18 protein-coding genes are annotated in these 26016 nt (G+C 49.8%); 9 read left to right on the forward strand and 9 right to left on the reverse strand.

Annotated elements, in window-relative coordinates:
- Positions 1-15 precede the first annotated feature (15 nt).
- The 7 genes from MEALZ_RS03290 to yacG all read left to right on the forward strand — a co-directional run bounded on the left by MEALZ_RS03290 (position 16) and on the right by yacG (position 8761).
- Complete coding sequence (locus MEALZ_RS03290; protein ID WP_014147178.1) at positions 16-2826, forward strand: valine--tRNA ligase; 2811 nt, start codon at positions 16-18, stop codon at positions 2824-2826.
- Between the two features lie 115 nt (positions 2827-2941).
- Complete coding sequence (gene pilB / locus MEALZ_RS03295) at positions 2942-4660, forward strand: type IV-A pilus assembly ATPase PilB (protein WP_014147179.1); 1719 nt, start codon at positions 2942-2944, stop codon at positions 4658-4660.
- A 2-nt stretch (positions 4661-4662) separates the two neighbouring features.
- Positions 4663-5883: a type II secretion system F family protein gene (locus tag MEALZ_RS03300; protein WP_014147180.1), complete on the forward strand. Its 1221-nt coding sequence runs from the start codon at positions 4663-4665 to the stop codon at positions 5881-5883.
- A gap of 385 nt (positions 5884-6268) precedes the next feature.
- Positions 6269-7171, forward strand: coding sequence for a prepilin peptidase (locus MEALZ_RS03305; RefSeq protein WP_014147181.1), 903 nt, complete (start codon positions 6269-6271; stop codon positions 7169-7171).
- A gap of 4 nt (positions 7172-7175) precedes the next feature.
- Entirely contained in the window at positions 7176-7781 is a 606-nt protein-coding gene (gene coaE, locus MEALZ_RS03310) for a dephospho-CoA kinase (RefSeq protein WP_014147182.1), read from the forward strand.
- 3 nt (positions 7782-7784) lie between these two features.
- Positions 7785-8555, forward strand: coding sequence for a cell division protein ZapD (zapD, locus tag MEALZ_RS03315; protein WP_014147183.1), 771 nt, complete (start codon positions 7785-7787; stop codon positions 8553-8555).
- Positions 8555-8761: a DNA gyrase inhibitor YacG gene (yacG, locus tag MEALZ_RS03320; RefSeq protein ID WP_014147184.1), complete on the forward strand. Its 207-nt coding sequence runs from the start codon at positions 8555-8557 to the stop codon at positions 8759-8761. The genes zapD and yacG overlap by 1 nt, the downstream gene beginning before the upstream one ends.
- 627 nt (positions 8762-9388) lie before the next feature.
- On the opposite strand, the gene MEALZ_RS03325 is transcribed toward yacG, so the two are convergent.
- The 5 genes from MEALZ_RS03325 to MEALZ_RS03345 form a co-directional block, all read right to left on the reverse strand.
- Entirely contained in the window at positions 9389-9742 is a 354-nt protein-coding gene (locus tag MEALZ_RS03325) for a hypothetical protein (RefSeq protein ID WP_223842343.1), read from the reverse strand.
- 68 nt (positions 9743-9810) lie between these two features.
- Positions 9811-11565 carry an Hsp70 family protein gene (locus tag MEALZ_RS03330; RefSeq protein ID WP_014147187.1) on the reverse strand — a complete coding sequence of 585 codons (1755 nt, stop codon included), beginning with the start codon at positions 11563-11565 and terminating at the stop codon, positions 9811-9813.
- Between the two features lie 17 nt (positions 11566-11582).
- The gene (locus MEALZ_RS03335) at positions 11583-12233 is read right to left on the reverse strand and encodes a nucleotide exchange factor GrpE (RefSeq protein ID WP_014147188.1); all 651 of its coding nucleotides are present in this window, start codon (positions 12231-12233) and stop codon (positions 11583-11585) included.
- Positions 12230-12568, reverse strand: coding sequence for a J domain-containing protein (locus MEALZ_RS03340; protein ID WP_014147189.1), 339 nt, complete (start codon positions 12566-12568; stop codon positions 12230-12232). The genes MEALZ_RS03335 and MEALZ_RS03340 overlap by 4 nt, the downstream gene beginning before the upstream one ends.
- Positions 12569-12795: 227 nt before the next feature.
- Entirely contained in the window at positions 12796-15303 is a 2508-nt protein-coding gene (locus tag MEALZ_RS03345) for a hypothetical protein (RefSeq protein WP_014147190.1), read from the reverse strand.
- Between the two features lie 163 nt (positions 15304-15466).
- On the opposite strand from MEALZ_RS03345, the gene MEALZ_RS03350 reads away from it, so the two are divergent.
- The gene (locus MEALZ_RS03350) at positions 15467-16696 is read left to right on the forward strand and encodes an ISL3 family transposase (RefSeq protein WP_014147191.1); all 1230 of its coding nucleotides are present in this window, start codon (positions 15467-15469) and stop codon (positions 16694-16696) included.
- Between the two features lie 262 nt (positions 16697-16958).
- Here MEALZ_RS03350 and MEALZ_RS03355 read toward each other — a convergent pair whose 3' ends face one another.
- Entirely contained in the window at positions 16959-17654 is a 696-nt protein-coding gene (locus MEALZ_RS03355; protein ID WP_014147192.1) for a P-loop NTPase family protein, read from the reverse strand.
- Between the two features lie 56 nt (positions 17655-17710).
- Here MEALZ_RS03355 and MEALZ_RS22540 point away from each other — a divergent pair, with 56 nt between their 5' ends.
- Positions 17711-18136, forward strand: coding sequence for a hypothetical protein (locus MEALZ_RS22540; protein ID WP_162472908.1), 426 nt, complete (start codon positions 17711-17713; stop codon positions 18134-18136).
- A gap of 130 nt (positions 18137-18266) precedes the next feature.
- Here MEALZ_RS22540 and MEALZ_RS03360 read toward each other — a convergent pair whose 3' ends face one another.
- The 3 genes from MEALZ_RS03360 to MEALZ_RS03370 all read right to left on the reverse strand — a co-directional run bounded on the left by MEALZ_RS03360 (position 18267) and on the right by MEALZ_RS03370 (position 25547).
- The gene (locus MEALZ_RS03360; protein WP_014147193.1) at positions 18267-19190 is read right to left on the reverse strand and encodes a transglutaminase family protein; all 924 of its coding nucleotides are present in this window, start codon (positions 19188-19190) and stop codon (positions 18267-18269) included.
- Positions 19187-21751, reverse strand: a complete 2565-nt coding sequence (locus MEALZ_RS03365; protein ID WP_014147194.1) for a circularly permuted type 2 ATP-grasp protein — start codon at positions 21749-21751, stop codon at positions 19187-19189. The genes MEALZ_RS03360 and MEALZ_RS03365 overlap by 4 nt, the downstream gene beginning before the upstream one ends.
- Before the next feature lie 412 nt (positions 21752-22163).
- Entirely contained in the window at positions 22164-25547 is a 3384-nt protein-coding gene (locus MEALZ_RS03370; protein WP_014147195.1) for a transglutaminase family protein, read from the reverse strand.
- Positions 25548-26016 lie beyond the last annotated feature (469 nt).

Below are 26016 nucleotides of genomic sequence, written 5' to 3' on the forward strand. Positions count from 1 at the left end.
TAACAACGCATAAACATGGACAAGACTTACGACCCTCATTCAATCGAACAACGCTGGTATCAGGCTTGGGAAGAAAATAATTATTTTGCGCCGCGGCAGGATGGCGAATCTTATTGCATCATGATTCCTCCGCCGAATGTTACCGGTAGCCTGCATATGGGCCATGCATTTCAAGACACGATCATGGATGCGTTGACGCGTTATCATCGCATGAAAGGCTGCAGTACGCTGTGGCAACCCGGAACGGATCACGCCGGCATCGCGACGCAAATGGTCGTCGAACGTCTGGTCGAGGCCGACGGTAAGACGCGCCATGATTTCGGGCGAGATGCCTTCATTGAGAAAATCTGGGAATGGAAAGAAGAGTCCGGTGGGACGATCATGCGTCAATTGCGCCGAATGGGTTCGTCGCTGGATTGGTCGAGGGAGCGCTTTACGATGGACGAGGGCATGTCGGAAGCCGTTCGCGAGGTATTCATCCGGCTTTATGAAGAAGGTCTGATTTATCGGGGCAAGCGCTTGGTCAATTGGGACCCTGTTCTGCATACCGCAGTGTCCGATTTGGAGGTTTTGTCCGAGGAGGAAAACGGTTCGTTATGGCATATGCGTTATCCGCTGACTAACGGTACCGGTCATCTTGTTGTCGCGACAACGCGCCCTGAAACTCTGCTCGGCGATGCCGCAGTCGCGATCCATCCGAATGACGATCGCTATAAGCATTTGCTTGGCGAGTTTGTCGAACTGCCTTTGACCGGGCGGCGCATTCCGATCATCGCCGACGAATACGTCGATCCGGAATTCGGTACCGGATGCGTCAAAATCACGCCGGCCCATGATTTTAACGACTACGAGGTCTGGTTGCGACACCGCGATCAAAGCGTCATGCAGGCATTGCCGCATGGCGGGCTGATCAATATATTCACGGTCGATGCGCAAATCAGGGATAACAAGGACGATCCGGATCAACTGATACCGCATCAATATTTCGGGTTGGACCGTTTCGAAGCGCGCAAACAGGTGGTTGCCGACCTCGAAGCTCAAGGTTTGCTCGAAAAAATCGAAGACCATAAGCTGATGGTGCCGCGCGGCGACCGCTCCGGCAGCGTGATCGAACCGTTCTTGACCGATCAATGGTACGTCAAGGTCGCGCCTTTGGCGGAGCCGGCGATCGAAGCGGTCGAAAACGGTACGATAAAATTCGTGCCGGACAACTGGAAAAATACCTATTTCGAATGGATGCGCAATATCCAGGATTGGTGCATTTCCCGGCAAATATGGTGGGGGCATCGAATTCCTGCCTGGTACGACGACGAAGGTAATGTCTATGTCGGCCGTTCCGAACAAGAAGTCCGCTCGGTGCATAAGCTCAAAGACGACTATCCGCTGCGTCAGGATGAAGACGTGCTCGACACCTGGTTTTCATCGGCGCTGTGGCCTTTCTCGACTTTGGGTTGGCCGGAGAACACGCCCGAATTGGCCAAACATTATCCGACCAGCGTACTGGTGACCGGTTTCGATATTATCTTCTTCTGGGTCGCTCGGATGATTATGATGGGCCTGAAATTTCAGGGTCAAGTACCTTTCAAGGAAGTCTATATCCACGGCTTAATACGTGATGCCGAAGGCCAGAAAATGTCCAAGTCGAAAGGCAATGTACTCGATCCGATCGACTTGATCGACGGTATCGACCTGGAATCGTTGGTGCAAAAACGCATCTCCGGTATGATGCAGCCGCATTTGGCTAAGAAAATCGAAGCCGCGACGCGCAAACATTTTCCCGACGGTATTCCTTCTTTCGGTACCGATGCGTTGCGCTTCACGTTCGCGTCATTGGCGTCGACCGGTCGCGATATCCGTTTCGATTTGGCGCGCACGGAAGGTTATCGAAATTTCTGTAATAAACTGTGGAATGCCGCGCGCTTCGTGCTGATGAATACCGAAGGCCAGGATAACGGACTAGACGATGCCGATTGCGAATATAGTCTGGCGGATCGCTGGATAAGGTCTCGCCTGAATGAAGTGACCGCAACGATTCGCCGCGATATCGAGACGTATCGTTTCGACTTAACGGCTCAAGCGATTTACGAATTCACCTGGAACGAATATTGCGATTGGTATTTGGAATTGGCCAAAATATCGTTGCAATCCGGCAGCGAAGCTCAGCAACGAGGAACGCGTAAAACGTTATTGACCGTTTTGGAGCAAATTTTGCGATTGGCTCATCCGCTAATGCCTTTCATTACCGAGGAAATTTGGCAGCGCGTCGCGCCTTTGACCGGCGTTCATGAGGCGACCATCATGCTTCAGCCATATCCGGAATCCGATGCTGAGCAAATCGATAAGGCCGCCGTGCATGAAATCGATTGGATCATGAGTGTTATTCTGGGGGTGCGCAGAATTCGCGGCGAAATGAATATTGCTCCGGGAAAACCTTTGCCGGTGTTGCTGCAAAACGGCTCAGGTCAGGATCGTAATTTTGTCGAAAATAACCGGATCTATCTGGAGAAGTTGGGGCGTTTGGAAAAAATTGGATGGTTAAGCCAAGGCGATGCCGAGCCCGAATCGGCAATTGCCTTGGTCGGCGATATGAAAATTTTGATACCGATGGCGGGATTGATCGACAAAGAAGCCGAATCGGCCCGATTGAACAAGGAAATTCAACGCATCAGCAAGGAATTGCCGCGGATCGAAGGTAAGCTTAATAATCCGTCCTTTACCGATAAGGCACCGGCCGAGGTAGTCGAAAAAGAAAAACAGAAACTCATCGAGTTACGATCTACACTTAACAATCTGGAAGCACAATTGATAAAGATAAAGGCACTTTAATAAGTGGCAAGGAGAAAGGGGCAAGGAGAAAGGGGCAAGGTGGAACTTATATCTTAAACCTTAAACCTTGAACCTTGAGCCTTGAACCTCAAACCTTGAACCTCAAACCTCATCTATGGCAACAGATTTAATCGACCTGCCGATCGGCGGGTTGCCGAAATGTTTGGTACAAGCCGGCCTGATTACCGAGGCGGATATGCAGTTGCATATGCAGGCAGCGAGGAAAGCTAAATTACCGCTGATTAGTTATTTAGTGACTAACAAGCTAGTGGATAGCAAATCCGTAACCGCCAAAGCTTCCAAAGAGTTCGGTATTCCGCAGCTCGATCTCGATGCGCTCGATATTCGTAGCTTGCCGGTCAATTTAGTCAGCGAAAAGCTGATTAGAAAGCATCATGCTTTACCTTTGCTTAAGCGCGGAAACCGGTTGTTTTTGGCGGTATCCGACCCCGGCAATTTTCAAGCTCAGGACGAGATAAAGTTTCATACGCGCCTGAATATCGATACGATTCTGGTCGAAGAAGATAAGTTGTCCAAGGCGATCGAGACTTCGCTGGAAGCCGCCGATACCACGATGACCGATTTGCTGGATGCCGACCTGGAGAATTTAGAAATTACCGGGGGCGATCAGGAGCAAGCTGGAGACGAGGTAGCGAGTGATGTGGACGATGCGCCAATCGTCCGTTTCGTTAATAAAATTTTGCTCGATTCGATTAAAAAAGGGGTTTCGGATATTCATCTTGAACCTTATGAAAAAAGCTTTCGAATCCGCTTTCGCGCAGACGGCATGCTCTATGAAGTGGCAAGTCCTCCTCCCAATATCTCGACCCGGATTATTTCCCGAATCAAGGTCATGGCTAAAATGGATATCGCAGAACGGCGCGTTCCCCAAGACGGGCGGATTAAGATGGCGTTGTCGAAAAATCGGGCAATCGATTTCCGGGTTAATAGTTGTCCGACGCTATTCGGCGAAAAAGTCGTATTGCGTATTCTCGATCCAACCAGCGCGCAAATCGGCATCGAAAAACTCGGCTTTGAACCCGTCCAACAACAACGGTTTCTTGAGGCGATTAACCGGCCTTACGGCATGGTTTTGGTAACAGGGCCTACCGGTAGCGGTAAAACTGTTACCCTTTACACAGGCTTGAATCTGCTTAATAGCGTCGAACGGAATATATCGACCGCCGAGGACCCGGTTGAAATTACGGTGCCGGGTATCAATCAGGTTAATATGAATCCGAAAGCCGGGTTGACCTTTGCCGGTGCCTTGCGGGCTTTTCTTCGACAAGATCCGGATATCATCATGGTCGGTGAGATACGGGATTTGGAAACCGCCGAAATTGCCGTCAAGGCCGCACAAACGGGCCACTTGGTATTGTCCACGCTGCATACTAACGATGCGCCGCAAACGTTAAATCGGCTCGTGCAAATGGGCGTGCCGCCGTTTAACATCGTTTCGGCGGTGCATTTGATCATGGCTCAACGCCTCGCTAGACGCTTATGCGAATATTGTAAGGTCAAATCCGATTTACCGGATTCGGTATTGATTTCGGCCGGTTTCAAGGAAGAGGATCTAGGAAAAATGACAATTTTCACGGCCAATCCTAACGGTTGCGAACATTGCACTAGCGGCTTCAAAGGCCGGGTCGGCATTTATCAGGTTATGCCGATCAGCGAAAATATGCGGAAACTGATTCTGGAAGGCGGCAATACCATGCAGTTGGCCGAACAAGCCAAAGCCGAAGGCATCAACGACCTACGCGCGTCCGGTCTTGAAAAAGTCTGTCAAGGCATCACTAGCCTGGAAGAAATCGACCGGGTCACTAAGGAGTAATTATGTCTGAACAAATCGAACAAATTGATTTCATCTGGGATGGTAAAGACAAAAGCGGGAAACGCACCAAGGGGGAAATCGCCGCGAAATCCGAAACGATTGCTCGGAGCGAATTGCGCAAAATGGGCGTGCGCGTCATTAGTGTGAAGAAAAAACCCAAACCCTTGTTCGGCGCGCGTGTCAAAGCCATTACGCCAGGCGATATCGCTATTTTTAGCCGTCAACTCGCGACGATGCTCGAAGCCGGCGTGCCGTTGGTGCAATCGTTCGATATCATCGGGAGAGGTCATGAAAACCCGAGCATGCAAAAAATGCTGCTTGATATCAAGACGGATATCGAAGGCGGCGATACCTTGGCCGAAGCGCTGAAAAGAAGACCGGTCTATTTCGATGAGCTTTTTTGTAATTTGGTCGAGTCGGGCGAACAGGCCGGGGTGCTTGAGACATTGCTCGATAAGATAGCGACTTATAAAGAAAAAACCGAATCGCTCAAGAAAAAAATTAAAAAAGCGTTGACCTACCCGATTGCGGTGCTGGTCGTCGCGTTTGTCGTCACCGCCATTTTGCTGATTTTCGTCGTGCCGGTGTTCGAAGAGTTGTTTCAGAGCTTCGGAGCCGATCTTCCCGCTTTCACGAAGATGGTTATCAACCTTTCCGAATGGATGCAAGAGTGGTGGTGGATCATCGTCCTCAGTATTGTGGCAATCGTTTATGTTTTTGGTTATTTCCATAAACGCTCAAGACCGTTCAATCATTTTCTGGACAGAACCTTATTGAAAATACCGGTTGTCGGATTGATCTTGAATAAATCAGCCATCGCACGCTTCGCCAGAACGTTGTCGACGATGTCCGCCGCCGGCGTTCCGTTAGTTGAAGCGCTGGAGTCTGTTGCGGGTGCTTGCGGAAACATTATTTATGCCGATGCTGTGTTAAAGATGCGCGAAGATGTCGCGACCGGCCAACGCTTGCAATTTGCCATGCAGCAAACCGTTTTGTTCCCCCACATGGTCACCCAAATGGTCGCAATCGGTGAGGAATCCGGTTCGATAGACACGATGCTGAGTAAAGTTGCCGATTTTTACGAAGAAGAGGTCGATAATTTGGTAGACAATCTCAGCAGCTTGATGGAGCCGTTGATCATGTCGGTGTTGGGTGTCTTGGTTGGCGGCTTGATCGTTGCGATGTACCTGCCGATCTTTAAAATGGGTGCGGCAGTGGGTTAGGGTTGGTTAGTAGTGAAAGGTGAAAGGTGAAAGGTGAAAGGTGAAAGGTGAAAGGTGAAAGGTGAAAGGTGAAAGGTGAAAGGTGAAAGGTGAAAGGTGAAAGGTGAAAGGTGAAAGGTGAAAGGTGAAAGGTGAAAGGTGAAAGGTGAAAGGTGAAAGGTGAAAGGTGAAAGGTGAAAGGTGAAAGGTGAAAGGTGAAAGGTGAAATCGGCGCTTGACAAGCGATTTAAATGCTACATCATTTTACCGCTTACCGCTTACCGCTTACCGCTTACCGCTTACCGCTTACCGCTTACCGCTTACCGCTTACCGCTTACCGCTTACCGCTTACCGCTTACCGCTTACCGCTTACCGCGTTAATTTCAACAACCAACAAAAAATACTCATGCAAGGACTTGAAATATTCGCCGATTCGCCGGCTGCACTAATGGCTTTAACGGGTGTTATTGGTCTCATGGTCGGTAGTTTTCTGAATGTCGTCATTTACCGTCTGCCGATTATGATGCAAAAAAGTTGGCGCCGCGAGTGCATCGATTATCTGCAGTCGACGGATGATATACGGTGTGCGGAGCTCGATACAGAAAGTGGGGAGGCCGACTCAAAATTTAACTTAGTCTTTCCATTGTCGCGTTGTCCGCACTGCGAAACCCCGATAAAGCCTTATCAAAATATTCCGGTACTCAGTTACTTGTTGTTGAAAGGCCGTTGTGCTCAATGCAATACGCCGATATCGAAACGCTATCCCGTTATCGAGGGATTGACCGGTTTTTTTTCGGTTTTAATCGCCTGGCATTTCGGTTATTCGGTAGAGGCGCTATTCGCGCTCATACTTACCTGGTCCTTGATTGCGCTGAGTGCGATCGATATTGACCATCAACTTTTGCCGGATTCGATTACGTTACCTTTACTTTGGTTGGGGTTGTTTTTAAGCCTGTTTGATATCTTCATCGATACGCATTCCTCGATTATCGGTGCTATCGCCGGTTATTTATCGCTTTGGACGGTTTATCATGGTTTCAAGCTGTTGACCGGCAAAGAGGGCATGGGATACGGCGACTTCAAACTGTTGGCAATGTTTGGGGCATGGTTGGGTTGGCAATATATCCTGCCGATCGTTTTACTGTCATCCTTGGTCGGTGCCGTTACCGGCATCGCGATGGTTATTTTGGTAAAGCGCGACAAGAATATTCCAATTCCATTCGGCCCTTATTTGGCCGCGGCCGGTTGGATCGCTTTACTGTGGGGCGATAAAATCAATCAGGCTTATCTCAATTTTGCCGGATTATAAATCGATGTTGAAAATCGGCCTGACCGGCGGTATCGGTTCCGGTAAAACCACCATCGCGAATTTATTTGCCGAACTGAACGTTCCGGTAATCGATGCCGATGAAATTGCCCGCGAAGTCGTCGCACCAGGTAGTCAGGCTTTGGAGCAGATTCGTCACGCGTTCAGTGAGCGGGTGATTGCTGACGACGGCAGCCTCGATAGAAGCGCTATGCGTGAGTTGATTTTTGCCGATACCGAACAAAAACGTAAACTGGAAGCGATTGTGCATCCAAAGGTACGGCAAAGCATATTGAAGCGTGTGGCATCGCTTGATGCATCTTACTGCATCATTTGCGTTCCCTTATTGGTTGAAAGCAGTATGGCCAATTTAGTCGACAGAGTTTTGGTGGTCGACTGCCCCGTTGAAACCCAAATTGAGCGCGTAGCAAAAAGAGATCGTCTCGACGAAAAAATTGTTCGAGCGATTATTGATTCTCAAGCCACACGCGAACAGCGAAAAGCTCTGGCTAACGATCTTATCGGCAATACCTCGTCCGATTCCATGCTTGCAGAACAAGTTAAAAAACTGCACAATTTGTATCTTTACTTAAGCAAACGGCAGGATTTTTAATCAGTGAATTCCCCTATAGTCTACGAATTTCCACTCAATGAGCGAATCCGAATTTTAATACGGCTCGAGTTGCTTTTTAAGCAACTGGGACATTTTTTAGAAGGGAGTACCATGGCTGATAGGCGGGCGGCAATCAATACCTTGCTCGATATTCTGACGATTTTTAGTCGTAACGATCTCAAGTCGGAAATTCTTAAAGAACTTGAGCGTCATATCAAGGTGTTGAATCAACTGGCCGGTAGCGAGGGAGTCAATGCCGAAAAAGTCAATGAAATCCTCGACGAACTTAACCAAACCAGTCATAACCTTTACGCGGCTAGCGGAAAGATCGGTTTGAAAGTGATGGGAAACGATTTGTTTCAAAGTATCTCGCAGCGCAGCTCGATACCGGGCGGAACTTGCTCGTTCGATTTACCCGCTTTTCATTACTGGCTGGAACAAGATGAGACTGTTCAACAACAAGCCTTGGAGCAATGGACTAAGCCGTTTAAGGATATTCGTAAAGCGATCGATATGATTCTAGGATTTATTAGGCAAAGCAGTACGCCGACTGAAGAAGAAGCGGAAGCTGGGTTTTATCAGTCCTCGCTTGATAAAAGCCTTCCGCTGCAATTGCTCAGAATCAGCGTTGATCGAAGCATCCCTTGTTTTGCCGAGATTAGCGGCGGCAAGCACCGTTTTACGATACGTTTCATGCGTCCTGCGCCCGACGGTTCCAGGCCCACTCAAAGCCAGGACAACGTTCCTTTTATGTTGACTTGCTGCCAATTCTAATGAACGGTAATGAAAAAACGTTGGTAGTTAAATGTCCGCAGTGCGGGTGCTCCGTTCCATGGACTGCGCAGCAGCTATTTAAGCCATTTTGCAGCGAGCGCTGCAAAATGATCGATTTGGGCGAATGGGCGGCCGAGGAGAAAAGAATTCCCGGAGATCCCGCGGTCGACGACGAGTTCTACCCGGACGATACGATTTTTCATTAATCAAGAAAAAGCATTCGCCCCTGCAAATGAAAGTTCGAGGGGAGAGAGACACTGCCATTAAGTAAGGCTATGTTCGCGTTAGCAGTTGAAACGATTCTCTTTCCTACTAAATAAACCACTTAGGAAATAGTCAATGATTGCTTTCCAATACACTGAGCGTGGAAGAGGGTACGATTACTCGCTTGACAGGACGCCGTGAATACGTCCATGTAGGCTTGACGGCAGCTATCCCTGCTGCCGACACCTGTCAATCGAGCAACCGTACCCTTCTTTCAGCCATTGGCGCGATATTGAAAAAAAAAGTTATTCAGAGTTGAATCATTGGGGTTCATGTTGGCTTTAAGTTCAAAAGTATCAACTATTAACGCGAACATAGCCTTAAGTAAAGGGAAACCCGTTATTCCGCCATGGACTGGCAGGCTTTTGAACCACATTCGAGCCTGAATGCCAGTATTACTTAAACCTTTCGTACTTCAAATTTCGGCAGCACGTAAGGGGGGGGGGCGACAAAGGCTTCCCCTGCCGACGACGCCTGTCGAGCAAGCGCACCCTCTTCGGAACCGGAATTTTCGTTGCTTAGCTTTTGCATATCGAAAAATTAGATAAAGAGTCTATATCTACGAGCTTTCACAGTAAATGCCATCGACTATAAGGTTCGGAATGGTTTGTCGATCGGGCCGATAAATGATCGATGAATTCCTGGAAGCGGCTTAGCGCTTCATTATCGCCTTGTAAAACATGCAAGTTCGAGATAGTTCGGCGCGCGCTCGGCCAATCTTGCCGTGCTAGAGAGTCATAGAGTGCGCCGTATTGGTGGCGAATCAGAAATTCCCGAAAAATTCGGGCTTCAAGCGTTTGTCGATAGCTTAACGAACGCTTGACGGCATGTGCTGCGATGGTTGCGTGGCCTGTCTCAAGCGTTTGTAGCGATAAGGCTAGCCATTGCTTGGCGAGTTGCTCGCAGCGCAGGACGTGGCTCAAGTTTGCCCCGCAACGCGGGCAAAGAGGCGCGGAGCTTAGCCGCGCATTACAGCAAGGGCAGCGCTTCATTACGACTCGAGATAATAAATGATGTTGTTCAATTGTTCGACAGGCTCTTGTAGCGCGCCTTCATCGCCGGCTTCGATGCAGTCGGTGATGGTTTCGATCAAGTTCACCATGTCTTCTTTGTCTTCATCGGATACCGTATCGAATAAGGTTTCGGCTTTTTTGATCAGCTGACGGGCCTCGGCGACGGCTTTGCTTTCTGAAACATCATCGCTTTTTTCAATCTCGTCCGAGCGAGAATCCATTTGTCCGAATAGGCTATCGATGCGCCGTTTCGCGCCGGCTAGTTCTTCGGTCTCGAAACGTGAAATTGCATTGTTGATTGTGATCGATTTTTCGAGGCCGGTTGCTTTTTCCTTGGCGGAAACATGCAGCATCCCGTTTAAATCCAGGGCTAATGTCAGCGTAATGATATTTCCGGCCGGTACGTCCTGGAGGTCTTCGACCATGAACTCGCCGATTTCGATGTTGTTCAGCGCGTCCGGGTCTTCGCCTTGAAAAATCCTGACGTTGACCGATTTTTGTCCGTCCTGAAAGGTCATGAAGGCCTCGGACTTTCGCGTCGGCAACACGCTATTCTTATGGAGGATCGGTACAAATTGGTAGGGATAGGGTGCGCCGTCCAAAAAACCGAGTGCGCTGGTGCCGTAGGTATAAGGCGTGACGTCGACCAGGACCGTGTCGATGGGTTGGCCGGCAATCATCGCGGCTTGCGTGGCCGCGCCCATCGCCACGCATAAATCCGGGTCGACTTCACTGTGCGGCTCGAAGCCGAATTCTTCGAACAACCGCTCGCGAATGCACGGTGTTCGTGTCGAGCCGCCGACCAAAATAATTTCGTCGATGTCGGAAACCGTCAATTTCGCGCCTTTGAGTGCGATATGCAGGGCATCCATCGTCGCGTTGATATAATCCTCGATCATGTCTTCATAATCGCCGCGCGACAATTCCAAGGTCAGATGGATAGGCGAGCCTTCGTGTTCGAGCAGATATTCCTCTTCGATCAGAGCAAAGGGTTCGTCGGACAATACCAGCTTGGCGTTTTCGGCCGCGCGCGTGATGCGCGCCAACGCCTTGCTATGCTCGGAAATATTAATACCGTGTTGTTCCTTGATATGGTCTTGAATATGATTGACGATTTGTTGGTCGAAGTCGTCGCCGCCGAGATGGTTGTCGCCATGGCTCGATAAGACTTCGACGACGCCGGCTTGGACATTGACGACAGAAACGTCGAAGGTGCCGCCGCCCAAATCGTATACCAACATGCGTTTGGCTTCGTCTCGGCCGGCACCGTAAACCAGCGCGGCAGCGGTCGGTTCATTGATCATCCGCACCACTTCGAGGCCTGCGATTTCGCCGGCTTCGTGCGTCGCTTGGCGCTGCGCATCGGAAAAATAAGCCGGTACGGTAATGACGGCTTTGCTTATCGATTGGCCGACATGCTTCTCGGCTATCGCTTTCAGACGTTTCAAGATGATTGCCGAAATTTCTTGCGGCGTATAATCAAGGCCGGCCATTATGACGTGGGTATCTTGCCCCATCAAACGCTTGATCGATTTGACGGTGCGTTCCGGGTAAATCAAGTATTGGTTGCGGGCGGTTTCGCCGACCAGTATTTCGCCGTTGTCGTCGATGCCGACCACGGACGGTAATATTTTTTTGCCGTCGTCGGTAATAATATGCACCTTGCCGTTTTCGACGATGGCGACTTCGGAGTTAGTCGTTCCGAGATCGATTCCGATAATGATTTCATTCATAGTGTTTTTGGCTAATGTTAGAGTTTATTGACTTTGACTTCGGCCAGTCTCAGTATTTGATCTTCAAATAGAAAACCCTTGCGGAGTTCCTCGAGCACGATACCGTTTTCCAGTTTCGTGTCATGGCCGACTTCGAGCGTCTTCATCGTATGAGCATCGAAAGGCTTACCGACGCAGTCGATCGAAAAAACATTTCGTCGCTGCAACAATTGTTCGAAGCGTTTTAGCGTGATTTCCTGGCCCTTGGCGAAACCGTTGATAAAGCGTACGTCTTGTTTTTTCGAATGATTGAACAAGGCATCGACCGGGCGGTAATTTTGCAGTACTCGAAAGCCTTCGCTGAGTCGGTCGTAAATATCGATAATGTCGAGCAGCAGCGTGCGCTGAGACTCTCTCACCTGTTGCTTAAGACGCTCGGCGGATGCGGCCAGTTCGTCCGCCAATACTTGGTTATCGGTTTTGAGAGCGGACACGGCTTCGTTGAGTGTGTCGAGCGTTGCCTTGAATTGCCGGGACTCGGCCTTGACTTCGCTTTTCAAGCCGGCTAGATCGGTGAATAAGACCGTTAAATCCGGTTGATCGACCGCCGCCAAATGCGCAAAGTCGGTTTGTTCCAAATAATGCTGTAAGGTATCGAGCAATTCGGCTGGAGGTGTTTCGGTGTTCATGATAACTTGTTTTTAATGGCGCCCGTAACGGCTTTGTCGATTGAGACGGCATTCAGTAACCTGAAAAAGTCGTCAGGATTCAGGGAACGTAGCTCGGTTTTTTGCTGGAAAGCGTGATCCAGCAAGGCATTGAAGTCGGTTTCCGGGAAATGAAATAATTCGTAATTAATGCGGCTGTCGCTGTCTTTGATCGTTTCATAGGCGTGTTGAATTTGCTGAAAGCGTTCTTGATCGCGATCGGGCGGGTTTTCCTTGACCAAGTTTAAATAAGCCTGCTTGATCTCGGCATCGTTGGCATGTTCGGAAACGCCGAGAATTTGATAGGGTGTCGTCATGTTATTCCCTTTATACTCAAAAAATGGTTAACTTTACAGAGGTATGGGGTGTGGCTAGCGAGGATGTCGGCAGCAGGGCAGATTTTTGCTCCATGCAAAATCGGCATTCACGCCATCCCTGGCGATCGAGCTGCCGCCAAGCCCCCATGGATGGGTTCACGGCGGTCCTCGATAGACATATCCCATACCTTTTATTCTTAGACGGTTTTTCAATTAAAAGGGAGTAGTTAGTAAGGGTCAAACGGGAAAGAAAACGGTTCGTCGTCAGTGAAAAATTCGATGATTTCATCGAAACTCAAGTCGATATCGATACGCAAGGATTGAGCGGCTTCGAACATCATGATCGCCACCAGAAAGCTGGGGTCCATCAGTAATCCGACGAGCTGGTTCGGGTCGACTCTTTCTGCGTATTTCGTCATCACATCCATCATGAGCTGTTCCGGCGATGATTTATTCATCATTTCTTCAAACTTTTTGCCGATTTTGATCATATTCCGCTTCGGCACATGATCGAACAAACCCTCGATAATGTCGGGGTCGAATCCGCTTTCGTCTTCGTCAAAACCGTCTTCGTAAAAGTCGTCTTCATCGTCGAAACCGAACGGATTTTGAAAGCCGATGGAGCGTTCAATAAAGCGTCTAATCTTGAATTCGGTCTTACTGTCTTTTTGTTCATGAGCGATTTCGATCGCGTTTTGCAGTCTTAGCGTCCAGGTAATATCGAGGCGGCTCGGATCGCCCTGGCATTCCGCAACGACTCGGTAATACGACCAGATCGGTTTTTCCCAGACGCCATCGGCCGATTTCGCGCATTGTTTCAATAAATCGAAATGTTCGATCTGTTCGAGCGTTTGGCACCAAGCTAAGAGCACCTGTTCGCCGTAATTGAGCAATTTCATCGATTTTTTGAGCGGCGCCTTGATTTTATCGAGCGCTTTGAACACTAAGTCGAGCTGTTCGCCGTAGCGTTCGATCGATTCTGTTAAGTGCAATAGTTCCGGTTCGGATAGCTCGTAAGCTTTGACGGCCGGCAATTGTTTTGCGATGGGTGCGTAGGGGACATCCATCAAGGCCGACTCGATAAAACCTTGGAAGTGGGCGGTTGCAGGCCCCGGGTTCATTGATTGTAGAGTATCGGCTATGGCTTTGAGGTCACGGTCTTTATCTTCGGCGGCGCAAATATAAAATCCGCGAATTAAGTCCGCTTGTCTCAGTAAAGTCTTATCGATCGATAATTGCTCGGCCGCTTGGAGTTCTTTTTCGACCAGATGGAATTTTTGGGTTTTAATCAACTTGCGGGCATGCGCTAAGTGACTTGAGAACAACAACTCTTTGGCCAGCGTATTGACCGGGTCGATTTTCAACAAGTCTTGTGCGTATTTGGCTGCCTTCTTGAAGGCTTTTTTGCGCATGGCGGACTTCGCGGCGCAAACCAGCATCTCGATGTCTTTCGGAAGGTGTTTCAGGCCTTTTGCCAGCCATATCGCATGCTCTTCCGGGTCCGGATATTCCTGTTCGAAATAATCTAATATTTTCAGATAGCTGTCTCGGTCTTCCGGGTCATATTGCAAGCTCTCTATAAGGAAATCGATAGCCATGGTAGGCGAAAGATTTTGAGCCAAATGCCTGTATATCAATGCGATTTTTTTATGGCTTTCCGGCCCTTGGGTTTTTAACGCCTCAATGTAACGCAGCCAGTGATCTTCGGCTTCAAAATTATCATGGTTTTCTTCGTGGATTAAGGCCTGAATACGCTCGCTTTCGATCGAGTTTTTCGCAGCGAAGTTTTTTAGATAGTCTTTACGTCCGGCGGGGTAGCGTGCCAGCATGGCTTGGCAAAAGCGGCTCGCCGCTTCGTTTCCGATCAGTTCGCGGTAGCGGATGGCTAAATTGAATTGCGCTTTGTCGGTCAGATTGTTGTGTTGCTTGTCTATAGCGTCGAGCAATTCAAGCTGCTTATTCGATAAATCTTTGGCCTTGGCAATCAGTCGGCGTTGGCTATCTTCGAGTTGCAGTGCGGCCTCAACGAAAGCCGATCCTTGAAACATATAGGCCATTAAAGCATTTGCCGTCGGACGATAGGACGAGTTATCCGGAATTTTCGACAATAAGGTGTGCGCTTGTTCGATCGATGCAGGTAGGGACAGTTGCGCTTTAAGTAGGGATCGTAGATCACGGAAGGCAGAGCGGAAGGGTAGCTTTTTCAGTAATTCGTCGATATGATCGAGCCGGTTGCTTCGGTAAGCTTCGAGAGCTTCGCGAACCGTTTGCCAATGTAGCATTACAGCCGAGTCATGCGGTATATGCGCTTCAATACCGGGATATTCGCAAACCAATAAAAAACCCAGCCATACTGCAAGCTCGGGATGATTTTTATCCAGTTGTTCGGCATCGATTCGATCGAGTCTTGCGAAAGCTTTCTCTGTGTTTTTAACCGACAATAGCCATAAAATATAAGCCTCTAAAGCTGCTAGGGGCGGTTCTGCCCATTCCGAATAGTTTTCCCACAATACGGCGGCTTCCTTCGGCATGCCTTTTTCTGCCATATTCAATGCCCTTTGCAAATAACACTCGGCTAGTTTTTTGCGCCAATCCGGATTATCGGAGTGTTTTAGCAAGTTTTTATAGATTTCGGCGGCGTTTTTATATCGTCCTGCCGAAAAGTGTGAGGAGGCGTTTTTTTCTAGACTAGCGTCGGGTGCCGCGGAAGGTGCTTTTTGCGAGGCTTTTTTCATTGAGTGGTCTGGCCGAAATGAGAATGATTTGGGTTATGAAAATGCGGATGGAAAGTTTTTGGATTCTACAATATCGCTTGTCCATGAGTCGATTAGTTTAATCGATCTCTAAACGTATTTTTGGCTCTATGTGATTCGTAGTGGGTAATGCAATAATATAGCCATGAACAGTGAAACTTTATTCAGCATGGCTTTAGGCCTGCAACCTCCTTGGCAGGTCAAAGCTGTGACCTTTTCTACAGATGAATTGGCCCGTAGCGAACTTCATCTGCATATCGATTTCGTGACTGGCTCGCGCTTCTTAGACGACGCGAATAACCTCTGTCCAGTGCATGATACCGTAGAGCGGCAATGGCAACATTTGAGCTTTTTTGAACACACCTGTTACCTCCATTGTGCGGTGCCGCGCATTACCACGACCGATGGCAAAGTCCGTACTGTTGACGTTCCTTGGGCACGGCCAGGCAGTGGTTTTACCCTGTTATTCGAAGCCTTAGCGCTAGCCTTGATTGAGCGGGAAATGCCGGTCAACCGAGTCGCCGAGATACTGAAGGTCAATCCACAGCGCATCTGGACTATCTTTAATCACTGGATTAGCAAGGCAAAAGCAGCCGATGATCCGAGCACGATAACCAAGCTGGGCGTCGATGAAACCTCGACCAAAAAAGGCCATCATTACGTTACGCTGGGCGTTGATTTGGATGAAGCCCGCGTAATTCATGTCACCGAAGGTAAGGGTAAGGCAACGCTGCAAAGTATTCAGCAACACCTTGAAGATAAAGGTGTTGATAAAGAACAGGTGGAGCAAATCAGCATGGATTTGTCACCGTCATTTATTGCCGGTGCTGCCGAATCATTCCCGTCTGCACAAATTACCTTTGACCGATTCCATGTTGTGAAATTATTGAACGAGGCCATGAATCAGGTGCGCATTGCCGAACGCAAAGAGCATGATGCTCTGAAAGGCCACAAATACACTTTTCTAAAGAACCGGGAAAACCTATCCGACAAAAAAGAAAAAGAGCTGGATGAACTGATACAACTGTACCCCACGCTGGGCGAAGCTTACCGCTTAAAAGTGCTATTCAATGATCTCTGGGAAATGCCCGACAAACCGACAGCGGAGGCTTTTTTGAGGCAATGGTGCGATGCGGTGGACGCAGCCAAAATTCCAGCGTTTATCAAGTTCGCCAACACAGTTCGAGGACATTGGTCGGGAATTGTGCATTTCGTGGAATCACTCATTAGTAACGGCATTCTTGAAGGCATCAATAGTAAGATTCAGCTGGCTAAACGGCGAGCCAGAGGCTATCGCAACATCAACAATTTCATTAATATGATTTACTTCCTATGTGGAAAGTTGAAATTTGATTACCCACTGTATTTCACATAGAGCCGTATTTTTATAGTTAACGGCTCATTATCATCCGGTTCATGGTCAATATTCAATTTGTATACCCTTTGCTGGTCAAAATTCGGCGTCGTGGCGCCCGTCAAAGGACGCCGCGAATACGTCCATTTATGCTCTATGACAGCATCCATGTTGCCAAAGCCTTTGCCGAACACCCCGACGTCTCTATACGCTAATGCCGAAATTTGAAGTGCGATAGGTATATTAAGGCGAATAAATCATGGGTGTCTGTTTTTTGGCGCATTCAAATACCAATTGATTTCAATTCGGTATAAGCCTGTTTTAGCCAAGTTTTGACACGTTGCCTTTCCAATAAGCCCAAGGCATTAGGATTGTCGACGCTCTTGTTTTGAGCCGCCCAAAAACTCGAGCTGTTTGCATCGACTTTGGTCATGACCGGTGTATGCAGGCGTTTTAAGGTCATCAATTTGGCATTTAATCCCAATGCTCGTTCTTTGATGCCCGATTGTTCCAAAATAGTAAAATCTCCATCCCGAAGTTGATTCAGAACCAAGACGTAATTTAATTTCGCATCGTATTGATCCAGAAGTTTCCCTAGCAGGTCGACGCAATCCTTGCCCGAGTCCATGACATTCCAATATTGAATGGTAACACCCAGTTCTTCGGTCAATTCGAGTACTCCGGATTCCTCTAGCCATTTAGACAAGGGATAGTGCGTTTGCGCGGCAAGATCGACGAGTATTTGCTGCTCCGGGTTTTCGGCCGCGGTTTCGATGATTTTATCGAGGCTTTCATAGTTGTCGACGATTGTAGGCGACGCATAGTCGGCATAAAAACGAAGCAAAGAACCGTGAGAGCGATCGGTATCGAAACCGATGAACGGGATTTCATGGTCGATCATATATTGCGCCAGTAATCGGGCAACGACGGATTTACCGACTCCGCCTTTTTCTCCGCCAATTAAATGTATGGTACTCATTGGTTCTCCTTTAAGTAATATGAAGTGAAATCATCCGCACGTTTTTAGGAACGAGCATGAAACAACTTCGACAAATGTGGAAAGGGGGTTCGGTGGCTCGATTGACAGGTATCGGCGGCAGGGCAGATTTTTGCTCCTCGGCAATTGCTGAGTTACATGGATGTAATGAATGCAGAAAATGCAGGAGCATTTTTCTGCCCTGCATTGCCCTAATACACGCCATCCATGGCGTAATGCAAAATCTGCATTCACGCCATCCATGGCGTTTGCAGATTTTTGCTCCTCGGCAATTGCTGAGTTACATGGATGTAATGAATGCAGAAAATGCAGGAGCATTTTTCTGCCCTGCATCGCCTAAAGCGCCTACTGTTGGTGCCCTAATACACGCCATCCATGGCGTAATGCAAAATCTGCATTCATGCCATCCATGGCAATCAGATTCCGCCGTCAAGCCTACATGGACGTATTCACCCAGCACCTAAATTCCATAATCCATTGGCTATGGTTAGTTCTCTTGGATAATTTAGGTGCTGGGTTCACGGCGTCCTGTCAAGCGAGTCACCGAACCGCCACAATGCTTAATGCTTGTAGAAGTTATTTTGTGCATATTCCTTAACTTTCTAGCCTTAGCACATCGACCGAAACCGACAGGCTGTGCCTGCCGCCGCCGAATGCAATGCCCTTTAGCGGAGTGACATCGGCATAGTCGCGTCCCCACGCCAACGTGATATGTTGATCTGCGGGGAGTTTGTTATTGGTGGGGTCCAATTCCAGCCAGCCGCTGCCCGGCACGAATACGGCAAACCAGGCATGCGATGCATCGGCGCCGACCAATCTTTCGGTACCCGGTGCCGGCAAAGTTTCGATGTAGCCGCTGATATAGCGGGCCGCCAAGCCGAGCGATCTTAAACAGCCTATCGCCAGATGCGCAAAATCTTGGCAGACGCCGCGTCGATGCCGCATGACATCGGCCAGCGGCGTTGCAATCGTCGTGAAGGACGGATCGTAAGTAAAGTCTTGATAAATGCGCTCCATTAAGTCGGTCACCGCATCGATCAGCGGAGCTCCGGGCGCGAACGATTGACGGGCGTAATCGCCTAACTCGGTTCCGGATGTCACCATGGGCGAGTCGAGCGTGTATTGCCTGGCTTCGAGTAGCGCTTCATAAGAACCGTGCCCCGTTGTTAATTGACTCTGTGCTTGCTGAGCCGGATTGGCGGACAATTTGTCCCTGGCGTCTTCCCAACTTATAGTGTTGTCTTGAAAGACTTGATTGGATTCCGTCAGCACTTCAACCTCGCTCACGGCAGTGACAGTTAATTTAGAGTGAGGTTTTTGAATCGCGAAATAAGCGATTCGATTACCGAAAAAGTCGAGCCGTTCCTGAAAGTCCGAGGGTTCCGGGTTGATATCGAAACGGCTGTCCGAACATTGCTGCCTCGGAAAATCGCGCGGCTGCAATCGGGCTTCATTCTGACAAAGCCCGACCTCATGAGCGTAATGGTAAGTCGTGATATGGGTAATGCGATATTTCACAACTCGTCCTCCAGTTGCGTCGGGTTCAATTGATGCGGCCCTTCGGCATGACTGAAATAGGCTTTTGCGATCATTTCCGAGGTACGCCACATTAACTTCGAGGTATCCGCTAGTACTTCTTCGAGAGCCGAATAGACAACGCTGTCTCCCTGACTTTTGGTTAACGCGGCGATATCGATTAGGCGTATCTTGGTAAACGCCTCGAGCACCAGCTTTTCCTCGGCACTAATGCGCACCTTGCCGCGCTCCCGAGGCAAGGCTTTGACATAGTCGTAAAGTTGATTAAGCTGATAGACCAGCGAACGAGGATGCGTTTGATCGAGCACCAGCAGCTCTAGTACCATCGGTAATTGCACGAACGACCGGTATCGTCGTTGATAAATGCTTAGGCTGTCGGTCGTCATCAATACAGCTTCCAATAATTGATATTGGGTGCTTTCCTCTTGTTTGATCACGACCGTCGCGCGCAGCAATGCAATCAATGACAAACAGCGTTCCAGGCGACGTCCGCCGTCGAGCATCAACCAACCGGCTTCGCGGGTCATACTTTCGCTGGTCAAACCGGTAAATGCGACGATCGCTGAAATCAAATCGTCTAATTTACTTTGTAGAGCCCCGATTTCCAGCGGCTCATTAAAAGATCCTGTGCGCCAACAACGCCTGATATCGTCGATGCTGCGCCAAGTATCCTGTGACCATAGATCGCGGATGCTAAAAGCAGACTGAGTAAAGGCATGAATGCTTGAAGGAATCGTACCGTGGCGCTCGGCATCTTTGATCAATGCCGTTAGTTCGGGTAAAGGATTCGTCAATAATGACGGATCGTCTTTTACAAAACCCGGGTAGGTTACCGTGACATGAGTCAATGCGCGCAATAAAGTTTTGAGGCAATCGGCATCGCTGTATTCGGTGTAATCCTGAGCTTCTCGCCATCTTTGCAGCACGGTTCGAAGCAACCGCGCCGCGGCTTCGATGCGTTCCAGATTGCGCCCGACCCAGTACAGATTATCTGCGGCTCGGCTCGGCAAGGGCTCGTTGATCGCCTCGACGATATGATCTCGGCGCGGTTGTAGCCAAATGCTGACTTGTTGATCCGGCTGGTCGGCCAGCACCCAGGTATCTTTACTGATGCCGCCGGCCTGGTTCGAGACGACCAAATTATCTTTGAGGGGCGAAACCCGCGTCAAGCCGCCGGGCATGGCCTGATAGCCGTCTTCGCCGGCGACGACGAAATTACGCAGAATCGCATTGCGTGGCGCGATTTGCCCGTCCACGAAAGCCGGCACCGTTGAAAAACCGACCTGTTCCTGCCCGACATACAAATAAGGTTTCGCGAGAATCGCGGCGCGTAATCGACTTTTTTCCTGGGAGCTTAAGTTGGCGCCGAATACTGCGTGAATACCGGAGGCTCGGTCGATTTGTTTAATCACCAAGCGCCCGAGATTTTCCAGTACGAAATTACATTCCCGGCGTTGTCCGCACCACCAAGTGGCTACCGACGGCAATAGTAATTCTTGTCCTAACAAATGGCGCGACAGTCTGGGTAAAAAAGCCAATAGGGCATTGTTTTCCAAAACGCTGCTGCCCAAGGGATTGGCGACCGCGACGTTACCGCGCCTGACTGCTTCCAATAGTCCGGCGACGCCCAGTCTCGAGATGGACTTTAATTCCAAGGGATCGCAAAACGAATCGTCGACGCGCCGTAAGATGACGTCGACTTGTTGCAGTCCTTGCACCGATTTTAGCCAAACCCGTCCGTCTCTGACGGTTAGGTCGTCGCCTTGCGCCAAGGTATAACCGAGTTGCGACGATAAATAAGCGTGCTCGAAATAGGTTTCGTTGAAAGGCCCCGGCGTCAACACGACGATTCTGGAATCGGCTCTGGACGTCGGCGAGCGGTTGGCCAATCCGGTTCGGAGCGCGCGGAAAAAGCCGGCAAGACGATGAACCTGCGACTCGCCGAACAAATCCGGCAGTACGCGCGTCATCACCGACCGGTTTTCTAACGCGTAGCCAGCTCCCGAAGGCGCCTGAGTACGGTCGTCCAGTACCCACATGCGCCCGTCCGGTCCTCGAGCCAAGTTGGCGGAATATAGAAATAATTGTCGCTCGGTATCGGGCAAAGTTCCGACGCAGGGTCTTAGGAAACCTTCATGACCGTAAACCAGTTCGACCGGTAATAAACCTTTTTTCAGTAGGCTTTGCTCGCCGTAAATGTCTTTCAATATTAGGTTGAATAATTCGGCGCGTTGTATCAAACCTGCCTCGATCACGGCCCATTCTTCACTGCTGATCAGCAGTGGAATCGGGTCGAGCTTCCATGGCCGGCTCAGGCTTTGCGCGTCGGTATAAATGTTATAGGTTACGCCGTTTTCACGCAGTAAACGCTGGGCTTCGCGGCGGCGGAGCTCCAATTCGTCACGGCCGATTTGCTCGATCGATTTCATGAAATGTTCCCAATAAGGCAGTACCTTGCCTTTATTGGCATACATTTCATCGTAGCCGGTCAGTTGTGTGGCGTAGTGCTGAGCACCGATTTCTTTTGCGAGAACGCTATTCATAGGCTAATTCGATCGAGTCGGGTCACAAAGGCTCCGTTACAGTATCCTGGAAAAAATTATTTCACCATATCGTTCATGAAGGTCTAGCCATCGTCTCGGCAAATGAAAGTTCTCTGGTGGGGAGGGTGCGGTCACTCGCCCGACAGGACGCCGTGAATACGTCCATGTAGGCTCGACGGCGGCTCCCTGCCGCCGACGCCTGTCGATCGAGCAACCGCTCCCTCTTCGGAACCGGCATTGTGTTGAATATCGAAAAACTAGATTAAGATTTCAAATCCGCGAACTTTCACAGTAAGATCATGAAGCGACATGAAAAATTACACTGTTGATCTTATAGTCTTTTTCTTCATTGTCTTCATGAGCTTCATGGTGAATATTGCTTTGTTCTTGAACGCATCCAACACTCGCTATCCTAATATCGCCGTCTTAAATCGAGTGTGTACGGATATTCTTTATTAGGCTCCTCGGGCGGCGGCGCCATCGGTCTTGGCGGGTCCTTATGAGGTATGAAACTGACCCCGCTATCGGACGGCAAAATGACCGGCGGCCTTTCGATCTCGCCCGGCGTATGACCGTAATTCCAGAAACGGGTAATCCTTCTTGCCTCGGCCTCATAGGCATTCACCGGGAAGGTCTCGTAACTGCGGCCGCCCGGGTGGGCGACATAATAAGTGCAACCGCCGACCGCGCGCCCGTTCCAAGTGTCGATGATATCGAATACCAGTGGCGTATGCGGGCTTATGGTCGGATGCAACGCCGATGGCGGCTGCCAGGCCCGGTAGCGGATTCCGGCGACGAACTCGTCTTTACGTCCGGTATTTCTGAGCGGAACATGCCTTCCGTTACAAGCCAACACATAACGCGAATCGGTCAATCCGGTTACCTTTACTTGCAATCGTTCGACCGACGAATCGACGAAACGCGCCGTGCCGGTATTGCTGACTTCCTCGCCCAGAACATGCCAAGGTTCGATCGCAAAACGCAGTTCCAAATCGATGCCTTCGACGACCGTATTGCCGTAATGCGGAAAGCGGAATTCTAAGAAGGGGTCGAACCAGTCCAATTGAAACGGGTAGCCGGCGCGTTGTAAATCGTCGACGACTTGGCGCATGTCTTCTCTGACATAATGCGGCAATAAAAAACGGTCGTGCAGTTCGGTGCCCCAGCGAACTAATTTATGCCGGTAAGGTTCGCGCCAAAACCAAGCAACGAGCGAGCGCAGCAATAAGGCTTGAACCAGCGCCATGCGCTCATGCGGAGGCATTTCGAAGGCGCGCAGTTCCAATATACCGAGACGTCCGGAAGCGCTGTCCGGCGAATACAGTTTATCGATACAAAACTCGCTTCGGTGTGTGTTGCCGGTAATATCGGTCAGCAAATGCCGCAGCAAGCGATCGATCAACCATGGCGAAGGCGCTTCGCCTTCGGGGATTTGTTGAAACGCGATCTCCAGTTCATAAAGCTTTTCATCGCGGCCTTCGTCGACACGCGGCGCTTGGCTGGTCGGACCGATGAACATACCGGAGAATAAATACGATAGCCCCGGATGATGTTGCCAATAAGTGATCAAGCTCCGCAATACATCGGGCCGGCGTAGCAAAGGACTATCGGCCGGCGTTTCGCCGCCGATCGTGATGTGATTCCCGCCGCCGGTGCCGGTATGGCGCCCGTCCAGCATGAATTTTTCGGTACCCAAGCGGACTTGGCGCGCCTGATCGTACAGAATATGCGTATTGTCGGCCAATTGCTTCCAGCTTCGGGATGGATGGATATTGACCTCGATCACGCCAGGGTCGGGGGTGACCATCAAACGTTCGATTCGGTAATCGCGCGGGGGCTCATAGCCCTCGAGTACGACAGGAATCGACAATTGGTCGGCGGTCGCTTCGATTGCCGCGATCAATTCCAGGTAATGCTCGAGCATCGTCAAAGGCGGCAGAAATACATGGACCCGTCCTTCGCGAGCCTCGACGCATATTGCGGTATGAGGCACTTCTATGAGATCGATGTCCTTGTCGTCGGCAGGCGGGCTTTGTTCTTGGATTTCCGGATGGATAGCGCCGATTTGTTCAAAATGGCTATATCGCTGTGCGACTTCGCCGTAATAATCGCCCAATTCCGGCAGCGTCTCGAACAAACTGCGTTCATGGGTTATTTCGCGTTTTTCCGGAGCGATCCACGGCAAGCTATCGAGAGGCATGCGTAGACCCATTGGCGAATTACCCGGAATCAAAAACAACTGACCGCGTTTGAATTGCCATGGACCGCTTTGCCAGGATTGTTTGCTCCAATTCCATTTAACCGGTAGCGCGAAACCGGCCGGCTGATTTAAGCCGGTATCCAACAATTTAGCCAGCGTTTTGCGTTCGACCGGATCTTTTAAGCGATACTGCAGCGGATCGATATTGACCGGCAGCATCTCTTCTTGCCAAAGGTGATAAAAAACGTCTTCGTAGGCCGGGGAAATGTGTTTGCCCGTCAAACCCAAACGGCCGGTCAGGTGTTCGATGAATTGCCTGGCGTGCTCTGGCCCATGTCCGTAATCGATTTTGATATCGGCTAATAATTCAGGGTTGCGCCAAATCGGCGTGCCGTCCTTGCGCCAAAAGATACCGTATTGCCAACGCGGCAAAGGTTCGCCTGGGTACCATTTGCCTTGGCCGTAATGCAACATCGCGCCCGGCGCGAACACGTCGCGCAAACGCTTGGTCAAGGCTTGGGCGCGCTCGCGTTTATGCGGGCCGTCCGCACGCGTATTCCATTCAGCGCCTTCCATGTCGTCGATCGACACGAAGGTCGGCTCGCCGCCCATCGTCAAGCGCACGTCGTCTTGCAGCAATTGCGCGTCGACTTGTTGGCCGAGCGCATCGATAAAATACCATTGCTCGTCGGTATAAGGCTTCGTGACACGCGGGTCTTCGTGTAGGCGCGTGACCGTATTGCTGAATTCGAATTCGACTTCGCACTTGTCGGTCGCGCCGGTGACCGGGGCTGCACTGATCGGGTCAGGCGTGCAGGCCAACGGAATATGCCCTTCGCCGGCCAATAAGCCGGAGGTCGGATCCAGGCCGATCCAACCCGCGCCGGGAATATATACCTCGGCCCAGGCATGCAGATCGGTAAAATCGTGCTCGGGACCTGACGGACCGTCGAGCGATTTCATGTCGGCAGTCAATTGCACAAGATAGCCGGAGACGAAGCGCGCGGCGAGTCCTAGATGCCTTAGAATCTGAACCAATAGCCAACCTGAATCGCGGCACGAACCGTTGCGTTTTTCGAGCGTTTGTTCGGGCGTTTGAATGCCGGGTTCCATGCGAATGTTATAACTGACATCCTTGAAAACCTTGCGATTTAAATCGACCAAAAAATCGTTGATGTTACGTGGCGTCAAATCAAAATCGGCCACCCATTGTTTTAATAAAGGGCCGTCTTCGGTCACTTCCAAAAAAGGCGTCAGTTCCCGGGCCAATTGTTTATCGTATTGAAAAGGAAATTTTTGCGCATATTCCTCGACAAAAAAATCGAATGGGTTAATAACCGTCATGTCGGCGATTACTTCCACTTCAACTTTGAGCGACCGTGTTTTTTTCGGAAACACGACCCTAGCCAGAATATTTCCGAACGGGTCCTGCTGCCAATTGATGAAATGATCTTCGGGCTCGATACGCAGCGAATAACCCTTGATGGGCGTTCTCGAATGCACTGCCGGTCTCAGGCGAAACACATGGGGCGACAACGAGACGGCGCGGTCGAAGAGATAAGCGGTTTTGTGACTGATGGCCACGCGAATTGTCATGATATTATCCTATAAAGCCTATTCGATTGAGCCGATTTCCGGGTATAGCGAAAAACGAAACGAGCAGCGGCGAATACTTTTCGGGCGTATGATGCTAAATCAAAACGGGTAATGCGCTGAAACGGTTCGCTCTATTTTGGTGCCTGCGCACAAAGATGGAGCGAGTTAATGACTTTCGGATTAGCGCGATATCATAGTGCTTTTGATATCTCCGTTTATTTTCGATCATTTTGGCATGCGATAAATCATCATACGACTGCTGTAACAACAGTGATGCAATTTCCACGCCTGAATCGGCATAAATTGATTCGGTGTGTAATTTCGGACTTGTGCCGGGCTAAAACCAGCTTTAACAAATGTAGTGCCTACCCACTCCTTTTGTCAGGACTGGTATTAATCTCGCGGTTACAAAAGAAAGCGCGTTGAATGGTTGTATGTCTCAGAGGTTGATGAGCGCATTTTCAGAGGT

The organism is Methylotuvimicrobium alcaliphilum 20Z (genome assembly GCF_000968535.2).
Lineage (GTDB): Bacteria > Pseudomonadota > Gammaproteobacteria > Methylococcales > Methylomonadaceae > Methylotuvimicrobium > Methylotuvimicrobium alcaliphilum.

Excerpts from the sequence above, each read along its gene's own strand:
- MEALZ_RS03290 (WP_014147178.1), top strand. The coding sequence starts at position 16 with ATGGACAAGACTTACGACCCTCATTCAATCGAACAACGCTGGTATCAG.
- pilB (WP_014147179.1), top strand. The coding sequence starts at position 2,942 with ATGGCAACAGATTTAATCGACCTGCCGATCGGCGGGTTGCCGAAATGT.
- MEALZ_RS03300 (WP_014147180.1), top strand. The coding sequence starts at position 4,663 with ATGTCTGAACAAATCGAACAAATTGATTTCATCTGGGATGGTAAAGAC.
- MEALZ_RS03305 (WP_014147181.1), top strand. The coding sequence starts at position 6,269 with ATGCAAGGACTTGAAATATTCGCCGATTCGCCGGCTGCACTAATGGCT.
- coaE (WP_014147182.1), top strand. The coding sequence starts at position 7,176 with ATGTTGAAAATCGGCCTGACCGGCGGTATCGGTTCCGGTAAAACCACC.
- yacG (WP_014147184.1), top strand. The coding sequence starts at position 8,555 with ATGAACGGTAATGAAAAAACGTTGGTAGTTAAATGTCCGCAGTGCGGG.
- MEALZ_RS03330 (WP_014147187.1), bottom strand. The coding sequence starts at position 11,565 with ATGAATGAAATCATTATCGGAATCGATCTCGGAACGACTAACTCCGAA.
- MEALZ_RS03335 (WP_014147188.1), bottom strand. The coding sequence starts at position 12,233 with ATGAACACCGAAACACCTCCAGCCGAATTGCTCGATACCTTACAGCAT.
- MEALZ_RS03340 (WP_014147189.1), bottom strand. The coding sequence starts at position 12,568 with ATGACGACACCCTATCAAATTCTCGGCGTTTCCGAACATGCCAACGAT.
- MEALZ_RS03345 (WP_014147190.1), bottom strand. The coding sequence starts at position 15,303 with ATGAAAAAAGCCTCGCAAAAAGCACCTTCCGCGGCACCCGACGCTAGT.
- MEALZ_RS03350 (WP_014147191.1), top strand. The coding sequence starts at position 15,467 with ATGAACAGTGAAACTTTATTCAGCATGGCTTTAGGCCTGCAACCTCCT.
- MEALZ_RS03355 (WP_014147192.1), bottom strand. The coding sequence starts at position 17,654 with ATGAGTACCATACATTTAATTGGCGGAGAAAAAGGCGGAGTCGGTAAA.
- MEALZ_RS22540 (WP_162472908.1), top strand. The coding sequence starts at position 17,711 with ATGAAACAACTTCGACAAATGTGGAAAGGGGGTTCGGTGGCTCGATTG.
- MEALZ_RS03365 (WP_014147194.1), bottom strand. The coding sequence starts at position 21,751 with ATGAATAGCGTTCTCGCAAAAGAAATCGGTGCTCAGCACTACGCCACA.
- MEALZ_RS03370 (WP_014147195.1), bottom strand. The coding sequence starts at position 25,547 with ATGACAATTCGCGTGGCCATCAGTCACAAAACCGCTTATCTCTTCGAC.